Source organism: Catenuloplanes sp. NPDC051500, from assembly GCF_044454585.1.
Lineage (GTDB): Bacteria > Actinomycetota > Actinomycetes > Mycobacteriales > Micromonosporaceae > Catenuloplanes.
This window is the reverse complement of record NZ_JBITDX010000032.1, coordinates 25,253-44,412: the sequence shown is the minus strand read 5'-3', so window position 1 is coordinate 44,412 and position 19,160 is coordinate 25,253. Positions and strand designations below refer to the sequence as shown.

General features: G+C 72.4%; 15 protein-coding genes, 1 pseudogene and 1 riboswitch. Of the genes and pseudogenes, 12 read left to right on the top strand and 4 right to left on the bottom strand.

Features of this window, described 5'->3' with window-relative positions:
* Positions 1 to 2: 2 nt before the first annotated feature.
* Positions 3 to 887 carry a DMT family transporter gene (locus tag ACIA8K_RS37650; RefSeq protein ID WP_396068267.1) on the bottom strand — a complete coding sequence of 295 codons (885 nt, stop codon included), beginning with the start codon at positions 885 to 887 and terminating at the stop codon, positions 3 to 5.
* 69 nt (positions 888 to 956) lie between these two features.
* Here ACIA8K_RS37650 and ACIA8K_RS37645 point away from each other — a divergent pair, with 69 nt between their 5' ends.
* The 8 genes from ACIA8K_RS37645 (at position 957) to ACIA8K_RS37610 (ending at position 6,158) form a co-directional block, all read left to right on the top strand.
* Complete coding sequence (locus ACIA8K_RS37645; protein WP_396068266.1) at positions 957 to 1,886, top strand: LysR family transcriptional regulator; 930 nt, start codon at positions 957 to 959, stop codon at positions 1,884 to 1,886.
* A gap of 198 nt (positions 1,887 to 2,084) precedes the next feature.
* Positions 2,085 to 3,641, top strand: coding sequence for a CocE/NonD family hydrolase (locus ACIA8K_RS37640; protein ID WP_396068265.1), 1,557 nt, complete (start codon positions 2,085 to 2,087; stop codon positions 3,639 to 3,641).
* A gap of 72 nt (positions 3,642 to 3,713) precedes the next feature.
* The gene (locus ACIA8K_RS37635; RefSeq protein ID WP_396068264.1) at positions 3,714 to 4,127 is read left to right on the top strand and encodes a hypothetical protein; all 414 of its coding nucleotides are present in this window, start codon (positions 3,714 to 3,716) and stop codon (positions 4,125 to 4,127) included.
* Positions 4,121 to 4,345: a helix-turn-helix transcriptional regulator gene (locus tag ACIA8K_RS37630; RefSeq protein ID WP_396068263.1), complete on the top strand. Its 225-nt coding sequence runs from the start codon at positions 4,121 to 4,123 to the stop codon at positions 4,343 to 4,345. The genes ACIA8K_RS37635 and ACIA8K_RS37630 overlap by 7 nt, the downstream gene beginning before the upstream one ends.
* Positions 4,342 to 4,830: an alcohol dehydrogenase catalytic domain-containing protein gene (locus ACIA8K_RS37625; protein WP_396068262.1), complete on the top strand. Its 489-nt coding sequence runs from the start codon at positions 4,342 to 4,344 to the stop codon at positions 4,828 to 4,830. The genes ACIA8K_RS37630 and ACIA8K_RS37625 overlap by 4 nt, the downstream gene beginning before the upstream one ends.
* A gap of 97 nt (positions 4,831 to 4,927) precedes the next feature.
* On the top strand, positions 4,928 to 5,227 hold the full coding sequence (locus ACIA8K_RS37620) for a hypothetical protein (RefSeq protein WP_396068261.1): 300 nt from the start codon (positions 4,928 to 4,930) through the stop codon (positions 5,225 to 5,227).
* Complete coding sequence (locus ACIA8K_RS37615; RefSeq protein ID WP_396068260.1) at positions 5,224 to 5,814, top strand: RNA polymerase sigma factor; 591 nt, start codon at positions 5,224 to 5,226, stop codon at positions 5,812 to 5,814. The genes ACIA8K_RS37620 and ACIA8K_RS37615 overlap by 4 nt, the downstream gene beginning before the upstream one ends.
* Positions 5,811 to 6,158 (top strand): hypothetical protein, encoded by a 348-nt coding sequence (locus ACIA8K_RS37610; protein ID WP_396068259.1) that lies wholly within the window; start codon positions 5,811 to 5,813, stop codon positions 6,156 to 6,158. Before ACIA8K_RS37615 ends, ACIA8K_RS37610 begins: the two co-directional genes overlap by 4 nt.
* On the opposite strand, the gene ACIA8K_RS37605 is transcribed toward ACIA8K_RS37610, so the two are convergent.
* A complete protein-coding gene (locus tag ACIA8K_RS37605) occupies positions 6,159 to 7,271 on the bottom strand; it encodes a LamG domain-containing protein (RefSeq protein WP_396068298.1) in 1,113 nt (370 codons plus the stop codon).
* Here ACIA8K_RS37605 and ACIA8K_RS37600 point away from each other — a divergent pair.
* The gene (locus ACIA8K_RS37600; RefSeq protein ID WP_396068301.1) at positions 7,270 to 7,641 is read left to right on the top strand and encodes a hypothetical protein; all 372 of its coding nucleotides are present in this window, start codon (positions 7,270 to 7,272) and stop codon (positions 7,639 to 7,641) included. The two genes, ACIA8K_RS37605 and ACIA8K_RS37600, sit on opposite strands and share 2 nt — an antisense overlap.
* 1,817 nt (positions 7,642 to 9,458) lie before the next feature.
* Here the strand turns inward: ACIA8K_RS37600 and ACIA8K_RS37595 are convergent.
* Positions 9,459 to 9,926: pseudogene (locus ACIA8K_RS37595) on the bottom strand (protein kinase); the annotation flags it as partial.
* Between the two features lie 127 nt (positions 9,927 to 10,053).
* Positions 10,054 to 13,656, bottom strand: a complete 3,603-nt coding sequence (gene cobN, locus ACIA8K_RS37590; protein ID WP_396068258.1) for a cobaltochelatase subunit CobN — start codon at positions 13,654 to 13,656, stop codon at positions 10,054 to 10,056.
* 56 nt (positions 13,657 to 13,712) lie between these two features.
* A riboswitch (cobalamin riboswitch) is annotated at positions 13,713 to 13,877 on the bottom strand.
* 158 nt (positions 13,878 to 14,035) lie between these two features.
* Between cobN and ACIA8K_RS37585 the strand changes: the two genes are divergently transcribed.
* Genes ACIA8K_RS37585 through ACIA8K_RS37575 form a run of 3 tightly spaced genes read left to right on the top strand, consistent with a single transcriptional unit; the run spans position 14,036 to position 17,951 of the window.
* A complete protein-coding gene (locus tag ACIA8K_RS37585; protein WP_396068257.1) occupies positions 14,036 to 15,751 on the top strand; it encodes a precorrin-3B synthase in 1,716 nt (571 codons plus the stop codon).
* On the top strand, positions 15,748 to 16,380 hold the full coding sequence (locus tag ACIA8K_RS37580) for a precorrin-8X methylmutase (RefSeq protein WP_396068256.1): 633 nt from the start codon (positions 15,748 to 15,750) through the stop codon (positions 16,378 to 16,380). The genes ACIA8K_RS37585 and ACIA8K_RS37580 overlap by 4 nt, the downstream gene beginning before the upstream one ends.
* 2 nt (positions 16,381 to 16,382) lie before the next feature.
* Positions 16,383 to 17,951, top strand: a complete 1,569-nt coding sequence (locus ACIA8K_RS37575) for a precorrin-2 C(20)-methyltransferase (protein ID WP_396068255.1) — start codon at positions 16,383 to 16,385, stop codon at positions 17,949 to 17,951.
* The last annotated feature ends 1,209 nt before the right edge of the window (positions 17,952 to 19,160 follow it).

Here is a 19,160-nt window from a genome sequence, read left to right as displayed (position 1 = left end):
TGTCACACGGTGGCGGCGACCGGGGTCTCCGACGGGACACGGGCCGGCCGGGTGGAGAGCCAGCACCCGGACGCGATCAACGCGAACCCGGCCACCGTCCCGAGCCCGATCGGCTCATGCAGCAGCACCACGCCGAGCAGCACCGCCACCACCGGGTTGACGTAGGTGACCAGAGCCGCGCGGGACGGCCCGGCCGCCGCGATCAGCCCGTAGAAGGCGAGCAGTGCGGCCGCGGTGCAGAGCACGCCGAGGCCGGCCAGCGCGGCCCAGGACACCGCCCGCACGTCGCCGGACGGCAGCGCGAACACCGCGAACGGCAGCAGCACCAGCGAGCTGATCGCCGTGGTGCCCGCGGTCAGCGCGACCGGCGGCACGTCCCCGAGGCGGCGCTGCACCATGACCGTCGCGATGCCGTAGCCGAGCGTGGCCAGCAGCACCATGCCGGCGCCCAGCAGGCCCAGCCGGTCACCGGAGAGGTCCGCTCCCACAAGCACCGCGACACCCACGAAACCCAGACCCAGGCCGGCGGTACGCAGCGGCGTGAGCGGCTCGGCCCGCAGCATCAGCAGCGCGATCACGGCCGGCTCGATCGCGATCAGCAGGCCGGTCAGCGACGAGCTGATGTGCACCTCGCCATAAGTGATCAGCAGGAACGGCCCGACGATGTGCACGAGCGACAGTGCGGCGACCACCGGCAGCCGCCCGCGCAGCGCGGTGAGCAGGCCACGGGCGGCCGCGATCGGCAGCAGCACCAGCGCCGCGATGGCCAGCCGGCCGAAGACCACCGCCATCGGCGACAGGTCCTCGATCGCAACCTTGATCAGCAGGTACGGCATGCCCCAGAGCACGGACACGGTGAGGAAGAGAAACCAGGCTCGTCTGTTCACACCGCAAGCCTTCCGTCGTACCGTTGTAAGGGGTAGTGGTGATCTCCTAATTCGTTGTAAGGAGAGCTAATGATCGACGTGCACCGGCTCCGGGTGCTGCGCGAGGTCGTACGACACGGCAGCTTCAACCGGGCCGCGGTCGCGCTGCGGATGACCGCGTCCGCCGTGTCCCAGCAGATCGCCGCGCTGGAACGCTCGGTCGGCGCGGCAGTGGTCGAGCGCAGCACCCGCGGCGTCGTGCTCACCGAGGCCGGCCAGATCCTTGCGGACACGGCGGACGCGGTCACAGCCGAGCTGGACCGGGCCGAGCACGACCTCGCCCGGCTCTCCGGCGCCGCGGACCGGGAGCTGACAGTTGCCACGTTCGCCAGCGGCGGTCAGCGCCTGCTCCCACCCGCGCTGATCCGCTTCAGCCGGGAACACCCGGACGTGGTGCTTACAGTGCTGGAGAGCGACACCGAGCAGAGCCTGCCGCAGGTCGTCGCGGGCACGGCCGATCTGGCCCTCGCCTACCACTTCGACGGCCCGCCGCCGGACCACCCGGGCCTGACCTGGACGCCGCTGCTTGACGACCCGCTGTGGGCCGTGCTGCCGTCCGGCCACCCGCTCGGCGACCGCGACGCGGTCGGGCTCGGCGAACTGGCAGGCGAACGCTGGATCCTCGGCTGCCTCGGCATGGACGAGATCCTCGGCGCGCACGCCGTCACTGCCGGTTTCGACCCGATCATCGCGTGCCGGGGCAGCGACTACGTGTTCGCCCAGGCGCTGGTCCGGGCCGGCGTCGGCATCAGCCTGATCCCGCAGGTAGCGCTGACCGTCGAGCGCGGCGGCCTGGCCGTGGTACCGCTTACCGTGCCCCGCCCGGTCCGTTTCGTGGGCGTGGCGACACCGTCCCGCCGGGTCCGGCCCGCAGCCACCGCACTGCTGCATGCCCTGCAGGAAACGGTCGAGGGCCTCCCCGCCACCGTCACCCCCGCCGCCGACCCCGCTGCACGATGACCGGCAATCCATCTCCGCCCCGCTCTTGACACGGTCCAGATGAGCCAGATCCGTCACGATCGCCGCGCGCGCCGTTCCCGCAGACCCCTTTCCGCTCTCATTGATGCTCGTCGAGGTCTTGTGGTGTGACCGGGCGGTAACCTACGCTCCCGTCAACGCCGTTACCGGCCGGTAACGCCCGCGTGTCAGGAGTGCCGCATGCGCCTGCCCGCCCTCGTCTCCGCGCTGCTCGTCGCGGCCGCGCTGGTTGTCTCCCCGCCCTCGCCCGCCTCTGCCGCCGCCCCGGTCTCCGCGCCGCAGGCCGTGCGGATCGCCGGTGATGACGGTGTGCTGCTCACGGCGAACGTGATCGCGCCGCGCGCCTCCGGGACGTACCCCCTGATCGTGTTCATTGCCAGTTGGGGGTTGAACGACGTCGAGTATCTGGCGCAGGCGACGCGTCTGGCGACCAGCGGGTACGTGGTCGTGTCCTACACGCCGCGCGGCTTCTGGTTTTCCGGCGGCGACATCGACACGGCCGGGCCGCGCGACGTGGCGGATCTGACCAACGTGATCGACTGGGCGCTTGCCAACACGCCTGTGGACGCCGGGAAGGTGGGTGTCGGCGGTGTCTCCTACGGCGCCGGGATCGGGCTGCTCGGCTCCGCGTTCGATCCGCGGATCAGGGCTGTGGTGGCGCTGAGCGGCTGGACCGATCTGGTCTACTCGCTCTACGGCAACGACACCCGGCACCTGCAGTCGCCGCTGTTCCTGCAGCTCGCGGCGGAGCTGCTGGGGAGTCCGGGCCCGGAGCTGTCCGGCGTGCTCGCGGACTTCTACGCGAACCGGAATGTGCCCGCGGTCAAGGAGTGGGGCCGGGTGCGGTCCGCCGCGTCCTACCTGGACCTGATCAACGCGCGCCGGCCCGCCATCCTGATCGCGAACGCGTGGGGCGACTCGTTCTTCCCGCCGAACCAGCTGTCCTCGTTCTACACCGGACTGACCGGGCCGAAGCGGCTTGAGCTGGCGCCGGGTGACCACGCGGTGGCGGAGGCGGGCGGCCTGCTCGGCCTGCCGAACGCGGTGTGGACGAGCGTGGGCCGGTGGTTCGACCACCATCTGCGCGGCGTGGCGAACGGGATCGACGCCGAGCCGCCGGTGCAGGCGCGCCCGTGGAACGGCCCGGCCGAGGGGTACGCCGACTGGGCGGATCTGACCGGGCGTGTCGGCAGATATCCGCTCGGCGGGATCCGGCCGCTGGACGGCACCGGGCTGCTCGGCGATCCGTCCACGGCCGCGTGGAGCAAGGCGGTGCCGCTCGGCCTGGACACCACCGCGAACGGCGGGATCGCGCTGATCAGCAACGGCCTGTCCGCGATCACCGGCGTGCAGCAGTCGGTCTGGCTGCCCTCGGTCAGCCGGGTGCGGGCCGGCGTGTGGGCCTCGTCCCGCCCGTCCGCGCCGGTGCGGGTCCGCGGTGTGCCGCGCCTGCACCTGGAGTTGGACGGCACGCCGCCGGCCGGCACGCTCGTCGCCTACCTCTACGACCTCGACCTGCTGGGTACCGCGAAGCTGATCTCGCACGCGCCGGTGACCTGGGATTCCGCGGTCGGTGCGGTGGACGTCGACCTCTTCGCCACCTCCTACGACGTGCCGGCCGGGCACTCGCTGACGCTTGTGGTGGACAGCGAGGACCCGCTCTACCTGGACGCGAACGTGAACGGCACGTCGGTGGCGCTGGCTGCGGGTTCGTACCTGGACGTACCCCTGATGTAAAGCTTTTTTGACATGGTGGCGTACCGTGGGTGATGTCAAAGATTCTTGACATCACCCACGGGAGACGCTCTCATGACGCTTGAACAGAGGCGGGCCTGGATCAGGCTCGTGGTCGCGGTGATCGCCTACGGGGGCTATGCCGCGGTCGTCACGGTGCGGGCGGACGGCGGCCCGCTCACCGAAACGCCCTACGGGGCCGCGCTGCTCTGGTCAGTCGGCGGCGCCATCGCGGCCTCGATCCTCGCCGAGATCGCGCTCGGCGGCCGCGACCGCGGGATCGACGTGCGGGACCGCGAGATCGGCCGGGCCGGCGAGCAGGCCGGGATGTCCTTCGTGGTCATCGGCGCGGTCGCCGGCATGCTGATGGCGGTCGCCGGCTGGGACCGGTTCTGGATCGCCAACGTCATCTACCTGTGCTTCGTGCTCTCCGCCGTGCTCGGCGGCGTCACCAAGGTCGTCCTCTACCGCACGGGAATGCCGTGGTGAAGCCGACGCGGGTGACGAACAGCATCCGCGCGCTCCGCCTCGACGCCGGCGAGATGACCCAGGCCGACCTGGCCGCCCGGATCGGCGTCACCCGGCAGACCGTGATCGCCATCGAGCAGGGCCGTTACTCCCCGTCGCTGGAGATGGCGTTCCAGATCGCGCGCGTGTTCGGCGTGCCCCTCGAAGCCGTCTTCCAATACCCCCTGGAGTCCTCATGAAAGCCATGATCAATCGGCGGTACGGCGACCCGTCCGTCCTGACGCTCGCCGACCTCCCACGCCCGGCGCCCGGCCCCGGCGAGGTGCTCGTCAAGGTCCACGCGGCCGCGGTCGACCCCGGCGTCTGGATCCTGGTCACCGCCAGGCCGCCCGCGATGCGGCTGATGGGCTTCGGCCTGCTCCGGCCCAGACACCCGGTCCGCGGCCGCGACCTGGCCGGCGTGGTGGTCTCGCCCGGCGGCACCTTCGCGGTCGGCGACGAGGTCTACGGCACCTGCGACCGTGGCTCGTTCGCCGAGTACGCGGCCGCGCCGGAGAAGTGGCTGGCCCGCAAGCCGGCCCGGCTGTCGTTCGCGGAAGCGGCAGCGGTGCCGGTCTCCGGGCAGACCGCGCTCGAGGCGATCCGCGGCCGGACCGCTGCACGGCCGCCGCGTCCGCGGTCTACCGCCTCGCCGAGGGACATCCGGGTGGGAAGATCGTCATAACGATGTGAGAGTGACCCAGGTCACGTTCCATGAGCCAACCGATTCCGGGGCCGCGCGTCCTTCCAGACGTAACGTTCCCGAAGTCCTGGAGGGCCAGATGAACCGGAGAGCACGCACGCTCGCCTACCTGATGACCGGCACCGTAGCGATCGGTCTCGGCGCCGCACTCGCCACGACCGCGTTCGCCGCGGAGACCGGCCCGGCGCCGGCCGCAGGCATCGAGGCGGGCACCGGCCCGATCGAGCACCGGCCGGACGGCTCGATCGTGATCCGCTCCACGTTCCCGGTCGCGATCCAGGAGAACGCGCCGGTCACCACCCAAGCGGACGGCTCGCTGCTCGTCGCGCCCGGCACGCCCGTCGAGATGCTGCCGGACGGCGGGATCCTGATCGGGTGACGATCTCCATCGCACCGTCCTGGCCGCTGCTGCGTCTGCTGCGGTCCGTGACGTCCGGCTTGCGGTCCTCCCGTGGCGATTCGCCGCGGGAGACCCCGCCGGCGATCAACGAGCTGTACCACGCGCGCCGGCTCAGCCTGGTCCGGCTGGCGATCCTGATGGTGGACGACCTGCCCACCGCCGAGGACATCGTGCAGGACGTGTTCGCCGCGCTCTACCGACGGCACGGCGCTGACCTGCGCGGACTCGCGGACCCGCACGCCTACCTCACCACAGCGGTGCTCAACACCGCCCGGTCCGCGCTGCGCCGCCGCCGCACCGCGCGCTCCTACGTGCCGCCCCCGCCGCCCGCGCCCAGCCCGGCCGCGGAGGAGGAGGCGCTGCTCAGCGAGGCCGACACGGAGATCCTTGCCGCGCTCGGCCGGCTCACCGCGCGGCAGCGCCAGGTCGTCGTGCTCAGGTACTGGTCGGACCTGTCCGAGGCGGAGATCGCAACAGTGCTCGACATCTCCCGCGGCACGGTCAAGTCCACCGCCAGCCGCGCCCTCACCATCCTCCGCGACGCACTTCAGGAGACGCGACAATGACCGCCGACGACCTCGAACGGCGGCTGCGCGACGCCCTCGCCGCCCGGGCCGGCCAGGTCACCCCGAACGACCTCCGCCCGCCCGTGCCACCGACCATGGCCGCCGAGCGCCGCACGTTCCCGCTCCTGCTCCGGGCCGTGCTGCTCGCCAGCGCTTTGATGCTTGTCGCGGTGGCGCTGATCCCGTTGCTCCGGCCCGACCCGGCACCGCAGCAGCCGGCGTCCCCACCCTCGACCGTGACGGTAACCGTGTGCCCGCCGTACGTGGTGGAGGAGGACGAGACCCCGTCGGCGTCCCCGTGCCCGGTCTCCGTGTACTCCCCGTCATCGCCCGGCGGCGGATGATCACTCCGCGATCGTGGCGATCTCCGCCGCGGTGAGAGACCTGTTGTAGGCGCGCACGTCGTCGAGCGCACCACCGAACGGGTCGGTCCACAGCGTGTCCACCCGCGCCCGGCCGGCCTGGATCGCCCCGGTCGCCTGCCAGCGCTCCGGGTGCGGCGCGCTGCCCTCCGCACGGCCGTCGACGTAGAGCGTGACCCGGCCGGTCGCGGCGTCGAACGCGGCGGCCAGATGCGTCCAGGTGCGCAGCTTCGGCGTCGACGTGGACGAGGCCACGTCGACCACCGGATCGCTGGCGTCCGCACGCGGCATCAGCACCCGCCAGGAATCACTCGCCTTGTCGTACCGCAGGACAAAACCGCTGCTCACCACACCCGGCTGGGACAGAACACCCCGATCGGCGCGACGGTCCGTGAGATAAACCCAGGTCATAACCGTGAAACTCCGGTCGGTACGCACGGCGGCGCGCGCACCCGCCGCGTAGCTCTCCGGTGTGGACGCGCTGAGCCGCAGCGCCGAACCCTTCCCGTCATGCCCGGCCGCCTCCCAGCCGGCCGCGGCCGACAGCAGCGCCGGGTTCGCCGCATTCGAGCCGTCGCCCGCCACCCGGCCGGTGCCCTCGTCCGCCGCCCAGCGCAGCGCCAGCCCGCCGGTCACCCCGTCCGGCGGTGCCACCCGCGGCGCACGGACCTGCGGCGGCGCGGACCCGGCGGGCCCGGCCGGCGCGGCGTCGGTGGGGGAGGGCGCCGGATCCAGCTCGCCGGCCAGCAACGCGCGAGTGGTCGGGAACGCGGCCAGGCCGATCAGCAGCGCGCCGGCGGCCAGCCCGGCGACCATGCCCCGTCGGCGGCGCGAGTCCCGGCGGAGCATCAGCTCGATGGGGGTGAGGGCGGGCTTGTCCTCGGCGGACTTCCGGCGGGCGGACGTGGTGACCGGGATGGGGCGGGCGGCGGGCCCGGGGACGGCGGATCCGTCGGACCCGGGACTGGTCCGGGCCGGGCGCCCGCCGAATTCGGACTGGTCCTCCCCGATCGTCAGAAGGCTGTCAGCGGTCCCGTCGAGAGGCGGTTCGCCGGAAATCTCCGCGCCGCGCTCCTCCGCGACGAAGGAGGGCATGCCGGACCCCGCGGTGCCGGGCGCCATGGTGCCGGATTGTGCCGTGCCGAACGTCGTGGTGCCGGACGTCGCCGTGCCGGGCGCCATGGTGCCGGATGGTGCCGTGCCGGTCGCTGCTGCGCCGGATGCTGCGGTGCCGGATAGTGCCGTGCCGGACAGTGCCGTGCCCGAGGCCGCGGCGGCGGACTCTGTCGTGACGGACCCTGTCGTGACGGACGGCGTTCTGCCGGATTTCGTGCTGGCGGGACTGGCGGTGTCGATGATCGATGTTGAGGAAGAGACCGCGGATCCGTCGATGGCCGAAGCAGCTGGGACGCTGGCGAACGAGTCGCCGGCGTCCACGCCGTCGCCGGCCGGCCCGCCATCCTGAGGCCCCACATCCCGCGGACCCGTGATCTCCGCCGACCGGCTGGGATTAGACCGGCCGTCGGTAATCGCGTCGGCGCCGCCTGCAGTGGGGTGGGCACCCGAATTGCCCGTCGCGGAGCTCGCGCCGTCCTGCGCGGTATCCGCAGCGACCGAACCACTGACACCTGCTGCTGCCGCATCTGGCAGATCGACACCGGTAGCCGCGGTCTCCGTCCATCGGTGCCCGGTTACCACGCGGACCGAATTGTCCCGCCCGATCTCCGCGACCCCGGAGCCGCCGGAGACGCCCGAGACCGGCGTGACGCGTGAGACGCCCGTAGCGCCTGAGACGGGGGTAGCGCCTGAGACGCCCGTAGCGCCTGAGACGGCGGTAGTGCCTGAGACGGCGGTAGCCCCTGAGACATCTGGGGCGCCTGAGACGCGCGTGATCTGTGAGACGCCCGAAATGCTCGAGACGCCACCTACCGCCGAGCCCGGTGCGTCGGTGACGACATCGGTGCTGTCCAGCGTGGGACGGCCTACCGACAGATCCGGCGTCAGAAGGCCTTTCGGCAGGTGGTCCGTGGTTTCCCGGCCGGTTTCCGCCTCATCCGAGGCGCCCGCATCGCTCGCCGGGCCGCCGGGAACCTTGCCAGCGGCCGTCTCGATGTCCGAACTCGGGCCACCCGTCACCACACCGTCCTGCTCAGGCGAATCTCCGCGTGAACCGGCGCGCTCAGCCGGCACGTCGATCCCACGATCGCCCCCCGAGTCCGCCGGACCCTCCGCTGTCGGAGATGTCGGAGGTGTCGGCGCAACGCTGCCGGAACGCCGCCCGAACCCTGCCTTCAGCCCTCGCGCGCGCTGCCTCCCGAGCCCAAACCCCAGTCCCAGCCCGCGCCCACCCTTCGACCCGGCCCGCTCCCCGGAGTCGCGCTCACCCGCGAGCGGCTCCGCGCTGCCCACCGGCTCACCGGCCACCTCGACCGGCTCCGCCGAGCCGGAGGAGTCTCCCGGCGCGGCAATCCCGACAACCGCCCGCGCTTCCGCAGCCTCCCGCGCTTCCGCAGCCTCCCGCGCTTCCGCAGCCTCCCGCGCTTCAGCAGCTCCTCGCCCCTCCCGCGCGTCCGCAGCCGTCCGCGTTTCAGCAGCTCCTCGCCCCTCCCGCGCGTCCGCAGCCGTCCGCGTTTCAGCAGCTCCTCGCCCCTCCCGCGCGTCCGCAGCCGTCCGCGTTTCAAGAGCTCCCCGCGCTCGCGCAGCAGTCCGCGTTTCAGCAGCCCTCCGCACCTCCGGCGAGTCCGCGGTTCCCCACGCCTCCCACGCTTCCGCAGCTTTCCGCGCCCCTGGCGTGTCAGCAGCTCCACGCGCCCCCGGCGTGTCAGCAGCTCCACGCGCCCCCAGCGTGTCAGCAGCTGCCCGCGCCCCGGGAGTGTCAGCAGTTCCCCGCGCCTCCGGCGTCTCAGCCGCCTTCCGTGCCTCCGACGTCTGAGCAGCTCTCCGGTCCTCCGGCGTCCCAGCCGCCTTCCGTGCCTCCGGTACCGCCGCTCCCGCGCCCACGTCCACCCGCGTCACCGCGAACCCGGCTTCCGCCTGCACCTCCCGAAGCCGGTCGCCGAACTCGCGCGCCGACCGCACCGGCACCCCGGACGGCACCCCCAGCACGGACCCCAGCAGGTCCGCGAGCCCTGGCACCGCCTGTACGCCAGGCGTCGCCAGCCCGTCCCGTACCCCGAATCCGATCTGTGGCAGTGCGCCTGTGAGCAGCGCGAACAGCACCTCGCCCAGCCCGGCCACGTCGCCGGACGGCGCGGCCCACTCGGTGCGCGAGATCGTTCCGACGCCGAAGTCGGACAGCAGTGGCCGGCTCTCCAGGTCGAGCAGCACGTTGGACAGTCGGACCGCGCCGTGCGGTACGGCCAGCCCGTGCGCGTAGGCGAGCGCGTCCGCCAGTCGCGCGCCCGCGGCAAGTGCCCATGCCTGGTCGACCGGCCCGGTGCGCAGCAGCGCCTCCGCGAGTGTGCCGCCCTCGCCGAGTCGCATCGCCTGCCAGGCCCGGCCGGTCGGGGTGACGCCTACCGCGTAGACGGCAGCGATGGCCGGGTGCGGGCCGAGCCGCCCGACCGCGCGGCACGCGTCCTGGAACGCGACAGCGGACGCGTGGTCCTGCACGTACCTGTGAAAGAGTTTCAGCGCCACCCAGCGCCTGCCGTGCTCGTCCCACGCCCGGTAGACGGTGGCGCCGCCGCCCGAGCCGATCCGATGCGTGCCGGTGTATCCGGCTGGGGTATCGATCCCCGGACCGCTCATCACGTCCACGTCCTGCTCCGTCTTCCGCACATCCCCGACGAAGCAGCCAACGCGACACCCCGCTCTCCGGCAACGGCCCCGATCGCAATGCAAGATCGGGGACCGTCACGAACGTGGAGGTGGAGCGCTACCGATCCTCGAGGTCGCCCTCGGTGCGGAGGTAGACCTCGCGGAGGCCGTCGAGCGCGTCGGAGTCCGGGTGTTCCCACATGCCGCGCTCGGCGGCTTCGAGCAGCCGCTCCGCGATGCCGTGCAGCGCCCACGGGTTGGACTGCTCGAAGAACTTCTGGTTCTCCTCGTCAAGCACGTATGTCTGGGCGAGCGTGTCGTACATCCAGTCCGCCACCACGCCCGCTGTCGCGTCGTAGCCGAAGAGGTAGTCGACGGTCGCGGCCAGTTCGAACGCGCCCTTGTAGCCGTGCCGGCGCATCGCGGCGATCCAGCGCGGGTTGACCACGCGGGCCCGGAACACGCGCGCGGTCTCCTCGGAGAGCGCGCGGGTGCGTACCGCGGAGGGCTGGGTGCTGTCGCCGATGTAGGCCTTCGGCGCGGTGCCGGTCAGCGCGCGGACGGTCGCGATCATGCCGCCGTGGTACTGGAAGTAGTCGTCGGAGTCGGCGATGTCGTGCTCGCGGGTGTCGACGTTCTTGGCCGCGACGGACATGCGCTTGTAGACGGTCTCCATGTCGCCGCGGGCCGGGACGCCGTCCACGCCGCGGCCGTAGGCGTAGCCGCCCCAGACCGCGTAGACCTCGGCCAGGTCGGCGTCGCCGCGCCAGTTCCGGCTGTCGATAAGCGGCAGGATGCCGGCACCGTAGGCGCCCGGCTTCGACCCGAAGACCCGCAGCGTGGCCCGTCGCGCGTCGCCGTGCGCCTCGAGGTCGGCCGAGACGTGCGCGCGGACAAAGTTGAGATCGGCCGGCTCGTCAAGCGCGGCGACCAGCTGCACCGCATCGTCAAGCAACGCCACCACGTGCGGGAACGCGTCCCGGAAGAACCCGCTGATCCGGATGGTCACGTCCACCCGAGGCCGGGAAAGCTCCTCCAGCGGGACGACGGCCAGCCCGTTCACCCGGCGCGAGGCCTCGTCCCAGGTCGGCCGCACGCCGAGCAGCGCCAGGATCTCCGCCACGTCGTCGCCGGCCGTGCGCATCGCCGCGGTGCCCCAGATGGACAGCCCGACCGACCGCGGCCACTCGCCGGTGTCCTCGCGGTAGCGGTTGACGAGCGACTCCGCCATCGCCTGCCCGGTCTCCCAGGCCAGCCGGCTCGGGATCGCCTTCGGGTCCACCGAGTAGAAGTTCCGCCCGGTCGGCAGCACGTTGATCAGACCGCGCAGCGGCGACCCGCTCGGCCCGGCCGGCACGTAGCCGCCGTCAAGCGCGTGCAGCAGGTGCGTCATCTCGTCGGTGGTCCGGTCCAGCCGGGGCACGATCTCCGTCGCCGCGAAGATCAAGATCTCTTCCACAAGCTCGGGGGTACGGATGTCAGCCCGATCGACAAGCGACGCCGCAGCCCCCGGGTCCCAGCCCGCCGCCTCCATGCCCGCGACAAGTGATTTCGCAAGCTCCTCGACCGCGTCCACCTCGGACATCGGCGCCGACCCGTCGTCGGTGAGCCCCAGCGCCTCACGCAGCCCCGGCAGCGCCGCGACCTGCCCACCCCACATCTGCCGCGCCCGCAGCATGGCCAGCACCAGGTTGACCCGCGCCTCACCGGCCGGCGGCTCGCCCAGGATGTGCAGCCCGTCGCGGATCTGCACGTCCTTGACCTCGCACAGCCAGCCGTCCACGTGCAGCAGGAAGTCGTCGAACTCGGCGTCGTGCGGCCGGTCCGCAAGCCCGAGGTCGTGGTCGAGCTTCGCGGCCTGGATCAGCGTCCAGATCTGCGCGCGGATCGCGGGCAGCTTCGGCGGGTCGAGCGCCGCGATGTTCGCGTGCTCGTCAAGCAGCTGCTCCAGCCGGGCCATGTCGCCGTACGACTCCGCCCGCGCCATCGGCGGCACCAGGTGGTCGACGAGCGTGGCGTGCGCGCGCCGTTTCGCCTGGGTGCCCTCGCCCGGATCGTTGACCAGGAACGGGTAGATCAGCGGCAGGTTGCCGAGCGCCGCATCAGGCCCGCAGGCGGCGGAGAGCCCGAGCGTCTTGCCGGGCAGCCACTCAAGGTTGCCGTGCTTGCCGATGTGCACGACAGCGTGCGCCTCGAAGTTCGCCGCCAGCCACCGGTACGCGGCCAGGTAGTGGTGCGAGGCAGGCAGGTCCGGGTCGTGGTAGATCGCCACCGGGTTCTCGCCGAACCCGCGCGGCGGCTGCACCATGACCACCACGTTGTTGCCGCGCAGTGCCGCGAGCACGATCTCGCCGTCCGGGTCCTGCGACCGGTCCACGTAGAGCTCGCCCGGCGCCGGCCCCCAGTGCTGCTCGGTCACGGAACGCAGCTCGGCCGGCAGCGTGGCGAACCACGCGCGGTACTCGCTCGCCGGGATCCGGACCGGGTTCCCCTCCAGCTGCTCCTCGGTCAGCCAGTTCGGGTCCTGGCCGCCGGCTGCGATCAGCGCGTGCATCAGCGCGTCGCCGTCCTGCGCGTCGACGCCGGGGAAGTCGCCCACGTCGTACCCACGCTGGATCATGGCTTTGATCAGGCGCACGGCGGAGGCGGGGGTGTCCAGGCCGACCGCGTTGCCGATCCGGGAGTGCTTGGTCGGGTACGCCGACAGCATCAGCACGATCTTCCGCTCGGCCGGCGGGACGTGGCGCAGCCGCGCGTGCCCGAACGCGATGCCCGCGACACGCGCCGCCCGCTCCGGATCGGCGACGTAGACGGTCAGCCCGTCCCTGTCGGTCTCCTTGAACGAGAACGGCACCGTGATGATCCGCCCGTCGAACTCCGGCACCGCGACCTGGGTGGCCGCGTCAAGCGGCGACAGCCCGTCGTCGTTGCCGTCCCAAACCGCCCGCGAGCTGGTCAGACATAGCCCCTGCAGGATCGGCACGTCAAGCTTGGCCAGCTCGCCCACGTCCCACGCGTCGTCCTCGCCACCGGCCTGGGCCGCGGCCGGGACCACGCCGCCCGCGCCGCCGGCGGCAAGCACCGTCACGATCAGCGCGTCCGCCTGCCGCAGCGCGTCGAGCAGGTCATCGCCGGGCGCGCGAAGCGAGGCGCAGAAGATCGGCAGCGGCTCCGCGCCGGCCGCCTCGACCGCGTCCGCAAGCGCGTGCACGAACGCGGTGTTCCCGGCCATGTGGTGTGCGCGGTAGTAGAGGATCGCGATCTTCGGGCCGGTCCGGTGCGCCGACTCCGGACGCTCCAGCCGGCCCCAGAGCGGCGCCTCGGCCGGCGGCGCGAAGCCGTGGCCGGTCAGCAGGATCGTGTCGCTGAGGAAGTGGTGCAGCTCCGCCAGGTTCGCCGGGCCGCCCTGGGCCAGGTAGAGGTGCGCCTCGGCCGCCAGGTTCGGCGCCACTGTGGACAGCCGCATCAGCTCCGCATCCGGCGCCGCCTCGCCGCCGAGCACAAGCAGCGGGCGCGCCTGCGCACGCAGCGCATCGATCCCCTCCTCCCAGGCCCGGTGGCCGCCGAGGATCCGGACCACCACCAGCTCGGTGCCGTCAAGAAGACCTTCAAGATCTTCCACCTGGGTACGCGAGGGGTTCGCCAACCGGAAGTCCGCGCCACTGGCACGGGCGCTGAGCAGGTCGGTGTCGGACGTCGACAGCAGCAGGACGCGGGCCACCGCGGGCTCCTCCCTGGGGTCCGCGCCCCAGATCGTGACGGATCGCGCGGCGACCGGAGTCTCCTGGCTCCCGGATCGGCGCTCGCCCCGACCTTCCCGCAATCGATCCTGTGCCGGCGATCCTGTGCCGGTGTGGTGCCTAGGATGCAGCAGTGGTCATGCTGGGGTCCGCTCCCCGGTGACAGTGGCGGGACCGCGCCGGATTCACACCGGACTTCCTCCACCGTCGCCGCGTTTCATGCAGTGCCCCTACTCTCCCGACCGCCCCTGCACACGTCAAGCCACCGGCGGTGATCTTGCTCGCCCCGGTTGTGACGCATGTCGGGGTTCTGCGGACGAACCCGAAACAGTCTCCGTGACAACCCGTAGTATCCGCCGCATGCCTCCGACCCCCCGCGCCGCACGCACCGGACCGGACGCGTGCCCCACCGCGCTCCAGGTGCACGCCGCGGCGGACGGCGGACTGGCCAGGGTGCGCATCCCCGGCGGCGTGCTCACCGCCGCCCGCGCCCGGGTGCTCGCCCGCGCGGCCCGCGAGCTCGGCGACGGCCGCCTGGACCTGACCTCCCGCGGAAACCTGCAGCTCCGCGCGCTGCCGTCCGGGGCGGAGCTGGAATTGGCCGACCGCCTGGCCGACGCCGGCCTGCTGCCGTCCCTGACGCACGAGCGCGCCCGGAACGTGGTCGCGTCGCCGCTGAGCGGACTCGACGGGCAGGGCGGTGCGGACGTGCGGCCACTTGTGGACGCGCTCGACACCGCGCTGTGCGCGTCGCCTTCGCTTGCCGGCCTGTCCGGGCGGTTCCTCTTCGCGCTCGACGACGGCCGGGGCGACGTGGCCGCGCTCGGCGCCGACCTCTGCCTGCTCGCCTCCGGCCCCGACGAGTTAACCCTGCTCATCGACGGTGTCGACGTAGGTTTACGCGCCCCCGCGGGCACCGCCCAGCGGGCTGTCGTCGCTCATCCGGGTGGCGCGGTTCGTCCCGGTGGTGCGGCCCATCTCGGTGGTGCGGCTCGTTCCGGTGGTGCAGCGCATCCCGCCGGTGTGATCAGTCCCTCCGGAGCGGCTGGTTCCGTCGGTGCCGACCGCTCCGCCGGGGTGCCGGGTCCCACCGCGGCAGGCCTGGCGGTGGCGGCCGCTGAGGCATTCCTCGCCGAGCGGGCCGCCCAAGGCTCGGCGGGCTGGCGGGTGTCCGAGATCGATCAGGGCGTGGCGCGGATCGCCGATCGCCTCGGTGTCCACGCCGCACCTGTCACTCCCGCCCTTGACCCGCCCGCGCCACCGATCGGCGTGATAGCCCACCCGGCCGCCGGCGTCGCGCTCGCGGTGATCATCCCGCTCGGCCGGATCTCCGCCACCCAGCTCGACCTGCTTGCCGACGTGGCCGCGACCGGCGGCGGCGAGCTGCGCTTCACACCCTGGCGCGGCGTGGTCGTCCCCGGCCTGCCGGACGCCTCCCACCTCCCCGGACTGGTCACGGCCGGGCTCGGCGCCGATGCGGACTCGCCCTGGTACGGCGTCACCGCCTGCACCGGCCTGCCCGGCTGCGCCAAGTCGCACGCGGACGTCCGCGTGGACGCCACGACGGTCACGCTCGGCGCGGCGCGGGCTGCCCGGGACGCGCTACCGGTCCACTGGATCGGCTGCGAACGTGCCTGCGGCCACCCGGCCACTCCGCACGTGCGGGTGCTGGCCACCGCGCGCGGCTACCGGGTGACCGGCCCGGCGCCGCTCGCGAGCCCGCCGCCGGCCGGTAACCGGACGTCACCCGCTGTCGCCGCTTCGTCCGGTCCACGGACGTCACCCGGTGCTTCGGCGTTGCCCGGCGCTTTGGCGTCACCCGGTGCTTCGGCGTTGCCCGGTGCTTTGGCGTCACCCGGTGCTTCGGCGTTGTCCGGCGGTTCGGCGTTGTCCGGCGGTTCGGTCTCACCCAGCGGGTCGGCGTCATCCGGCGGTTCGGCGTTGCCGGGTGGTTCGGCGTCGCCGGGCGGCCCGGCCTCGCCCGCGGCCCCGGCGGACGGTGTGGACCTCGACCGGCTCGCGGCCGCAGTTGCTGCCGCCCGTACCAGCTTCGCCTCACAGGAGACCGGCGCGTGACCGAATACGATTATGTCCGGGATGGTGCGGAGATCTATCGCCGCTCGTTCGCCACGATCCGTGCCGAGGCCCGGCTGGACGCGTTCCCGGAGGATGTCTCCCGCGTCGTGGTCCGCATGATCCACTCCTGTGGCATGACCGATCTGGGCGACGACATCGCGTACTCGCCGGGTGTGGTCTCGTCCGCCCGTGCGGCGCTCCAGGCCGGCGCGCCGATCCTCTGTGACGCCTACATGGTCGCGTCCGGTGTCACCCGCCGCCGCCTGCCCGCGGACAACGAGGTGGTCTGCACACTCCGCGACCCGCGTGTCCCGGCCCTGGCGCAGTCGCTCGGCACCACCAGGTCCGCCGCCGCGCTTGAGCTGTGGCGGGACAAGCTCGCCGGTGCGGTGGTGGCGATCGGGAACGCGCCGACCGCGCTGTTCCACCTGCTGGAGATGCTTGACCAGGGTGCGCCCCGGCCGGCCGCGATCATCGGCATCCCGGTCGGCTTCATCGGCGCGGCCGAGTCGAAGGCGGCGCTCGCCGTACACCCGGCGGCAGTTGAATTTCTTGTCGTGCACGGCCGCCGTGGCGGCAGCGCGATGACCGCGGCGGCGCTCAACGCCATCGCCAGCGAGGAGGAGTAGCAGTGGTCGGGCGTCTTTACGGAGTCGGACTCGGTCCGGGCGATCCGGAGCTGGTGACCGTCAAGGCGGCCCGGCTGATCGGCGCCGCGGACGTGATCGCGTTCCACAGTGCTCGCCACGGCCGCAGCATCGCGCGCGGGATAGCCGCGCCCTACCGGCGGGACGGGCAGATCGAGGAGGCGCTCGTCTACCCGGTCACCACCGAGACCACCGACCACCCGGGCGGCTACCGCGGCGCACTTGAGGACTTCTACGCGGATGCGGCCGCCCGGCTCGCCGCACACCTGGACGCCGGCCGTGACGTGGTGGTGCTCTGCGAGGGCGACCCGTTCTTCTACGGCTCCTACATGCACATGCACAAACGCCTGTCCACCCGGTACGAGACGGCAGTCGTCCCCGGCGTCACCTCGATAGCCGGCGCCGCGGCCGAGCTGGGCCGCCCGCTGGTCGAGGCGGAGGAGACGCTCACCGTGCTGCCCGGCACGCTCCCACCGGCCGAGCTTGCGTCCCGCCTGGCCGCGGCCGACTCCGCCGCCGTGATGAAGCTTGGCCGCACGTTCGGCGGGGTCCGGGACGCGCTGGAGTCCGCCGGCCGCCTGGACGACGCCTGGTACGTCGAGCGCGCCACCACCGCCCAGCAGCGCATCCTCCCGCTGCGCGACGTGGACCCGTCCACCGTGCCGTACTTCTCGGTGGCGCTGCTGCCGAGCCGGGTGCACGCGTCCACCGCGGCCGCGCTGTCCGATCTCGCGGCCGCGTCCGGCGTGCCGGCCTCCACTGTCTCGCCGGTCGCAGGCACGCTTGTCACCGCGGCCGCGCCCGAAATGCCGGGAACCGGCGCCCTGGCCGTGGTCGGTCTCGGCCCCGCCGGCCGGGAGTGGACCACACCCCAGGCGCAGGCGGCGCTCGGCGAGGCCACCGACCTGGTCGGCTACGGCCCCTACCTGGACCGCATCCCCGCCAACCCGCGCCAGACCCGCCACCCCAGCGACAACCGCGTCGAGTCCGAGCGCGCCGAGTTCGCACTGACGCTCGCCGCCCGCGGTCGCCGGGTGGCAGTGGTCTCATCCGGCGATCCCGGCGTGTTCGCCATGGCCAGCGCGGTTCTCGAGGTCGCCGCGACCGCGCCCTACACGGACATTCCGGTCACCGTCCTGCCCGGACTCACTGCCGCGCAGGCCGTCGCCAGCCGGGTCGGCGCACCGCTCGGCCACGACTACGCGGTCATCTCGCTCTCCGACCGGCTCAAGCCCTGGGACGTGATCGAGGAACGCCTGACCGCCGCCGCCCGCGCCGACCTGGTCATCGCGATCTACAACCCGGCCTCGAAGTCCCGCACCTGGCAGGTCGACAAGGCCCGCGAACTGCTGCTTGAGCACCGCGGCCCGGACACACCTGTGGTCCTCGGCCGCGACGTCGGCGGCTCCGGCGAGCGGGTCAGCGTGGTCCGCCTCGCCGACCTCTCCGCCGACGCGGTCGACATGCGCACGCTCCTGATCATCGGCTCGTCCCAGACCCGCCACGTCAACGGCACGGTCTTCACCCCCCGCCGGTACCCGACGACCAGCTGAAGCGCTCAAGCGGAAGGCTTTCCCGCTCTGTGGGTGGTGCTGCGCGTACGCTCCCGCGGGCCTCGGGTTAATGCCGCTTAGCTTATTTTGATCTTGATAGCGTGGGCGACTGGGTGACGCGTCAGCGGCCTGCGCACATGCGCTTCGCCCTATCTGGATGCAAGAGGGCTGCGGCGGTGGGCGCTTTATGAAGACCCAGTTTGAGTTCATGATCAAGATGGGCTGCCTGGCATCGGGCCTCCTTTCTTGTTCCGCCGCGCTCCAGTGCAGAACAAGACACGCGAGCCTGGGCCTCACCGTCATGATCATGAGCATCTGGCATGCGTGTGGCCTCGTCACGTGCGGCCTTCGTGTGGCCTCGTCGGGTGTGGCCCTGGCACGCGTGTGCCCATCACGTGTGTGCCCATCACGTGTGTGCCCGTCACGTGTGTACCCGTCACGTGTGGGCCCCTCACGTGCGCGGGTGGTTTGGGAAGTGGGTGACGCGTCAGCGGCGGCCGGGCGGTGCGGAGGCGGCCTCGGTGCTCGCAAGAGCGGGCATCGAGGCCGGAGATTCGTGGTGTGCCGGTTGGTCGCGGCACTTCGGTGTCGTCGGGGTCCGGCTTCACAAGCCAGAGCGACACCATATCCGGCATTTCGGGACACGGCCCCTGTCCACGGCGGCTCTCCCAGCGAACTCAAGATCCTTGCGGCTCTGGTGGCCCTTTCAAGTCTGAAATAAGGGCCACCAGAGCCGCAAGGATCTTGACTCTCGCTCATAGGACGTCAGTTCCCAGATTCTGGACCATATCCGCGCGCGACCGGCGAAGCCTGACGCTCCACATCCGACATATCACCATCAAGCAACCCACGCCGGGCGGGCTCGCGCCGGGCGGGCTCGCGCCGGGTGGGCTCGCGCCGGTGGGCTCACGCCTGCGGCTCAGGCTCGCGGCTCAAGACGCGCCTGCTCCAGACGGCTGGCCGGCCAGCCAGCCTCAATGACACCCGGTCATTCTGATCATCACACCGAGCTGTGCCACCGTCGGGCGCGACCAGCCACAGGCGGAGAGAGCGGGAGGGGGTCGACCCATGCGTCCGGCGCAAGCAAGGGCACCACCGATGCGACCCCAATCCGACCACCGTCAAGATCGTTGTTGGGGGGGGGGGGGGGGGCCCCCCGCCGGGGGGGACATGATGGCAAAAACGCGGGGGGGTGGGGGGGGGGGGGCC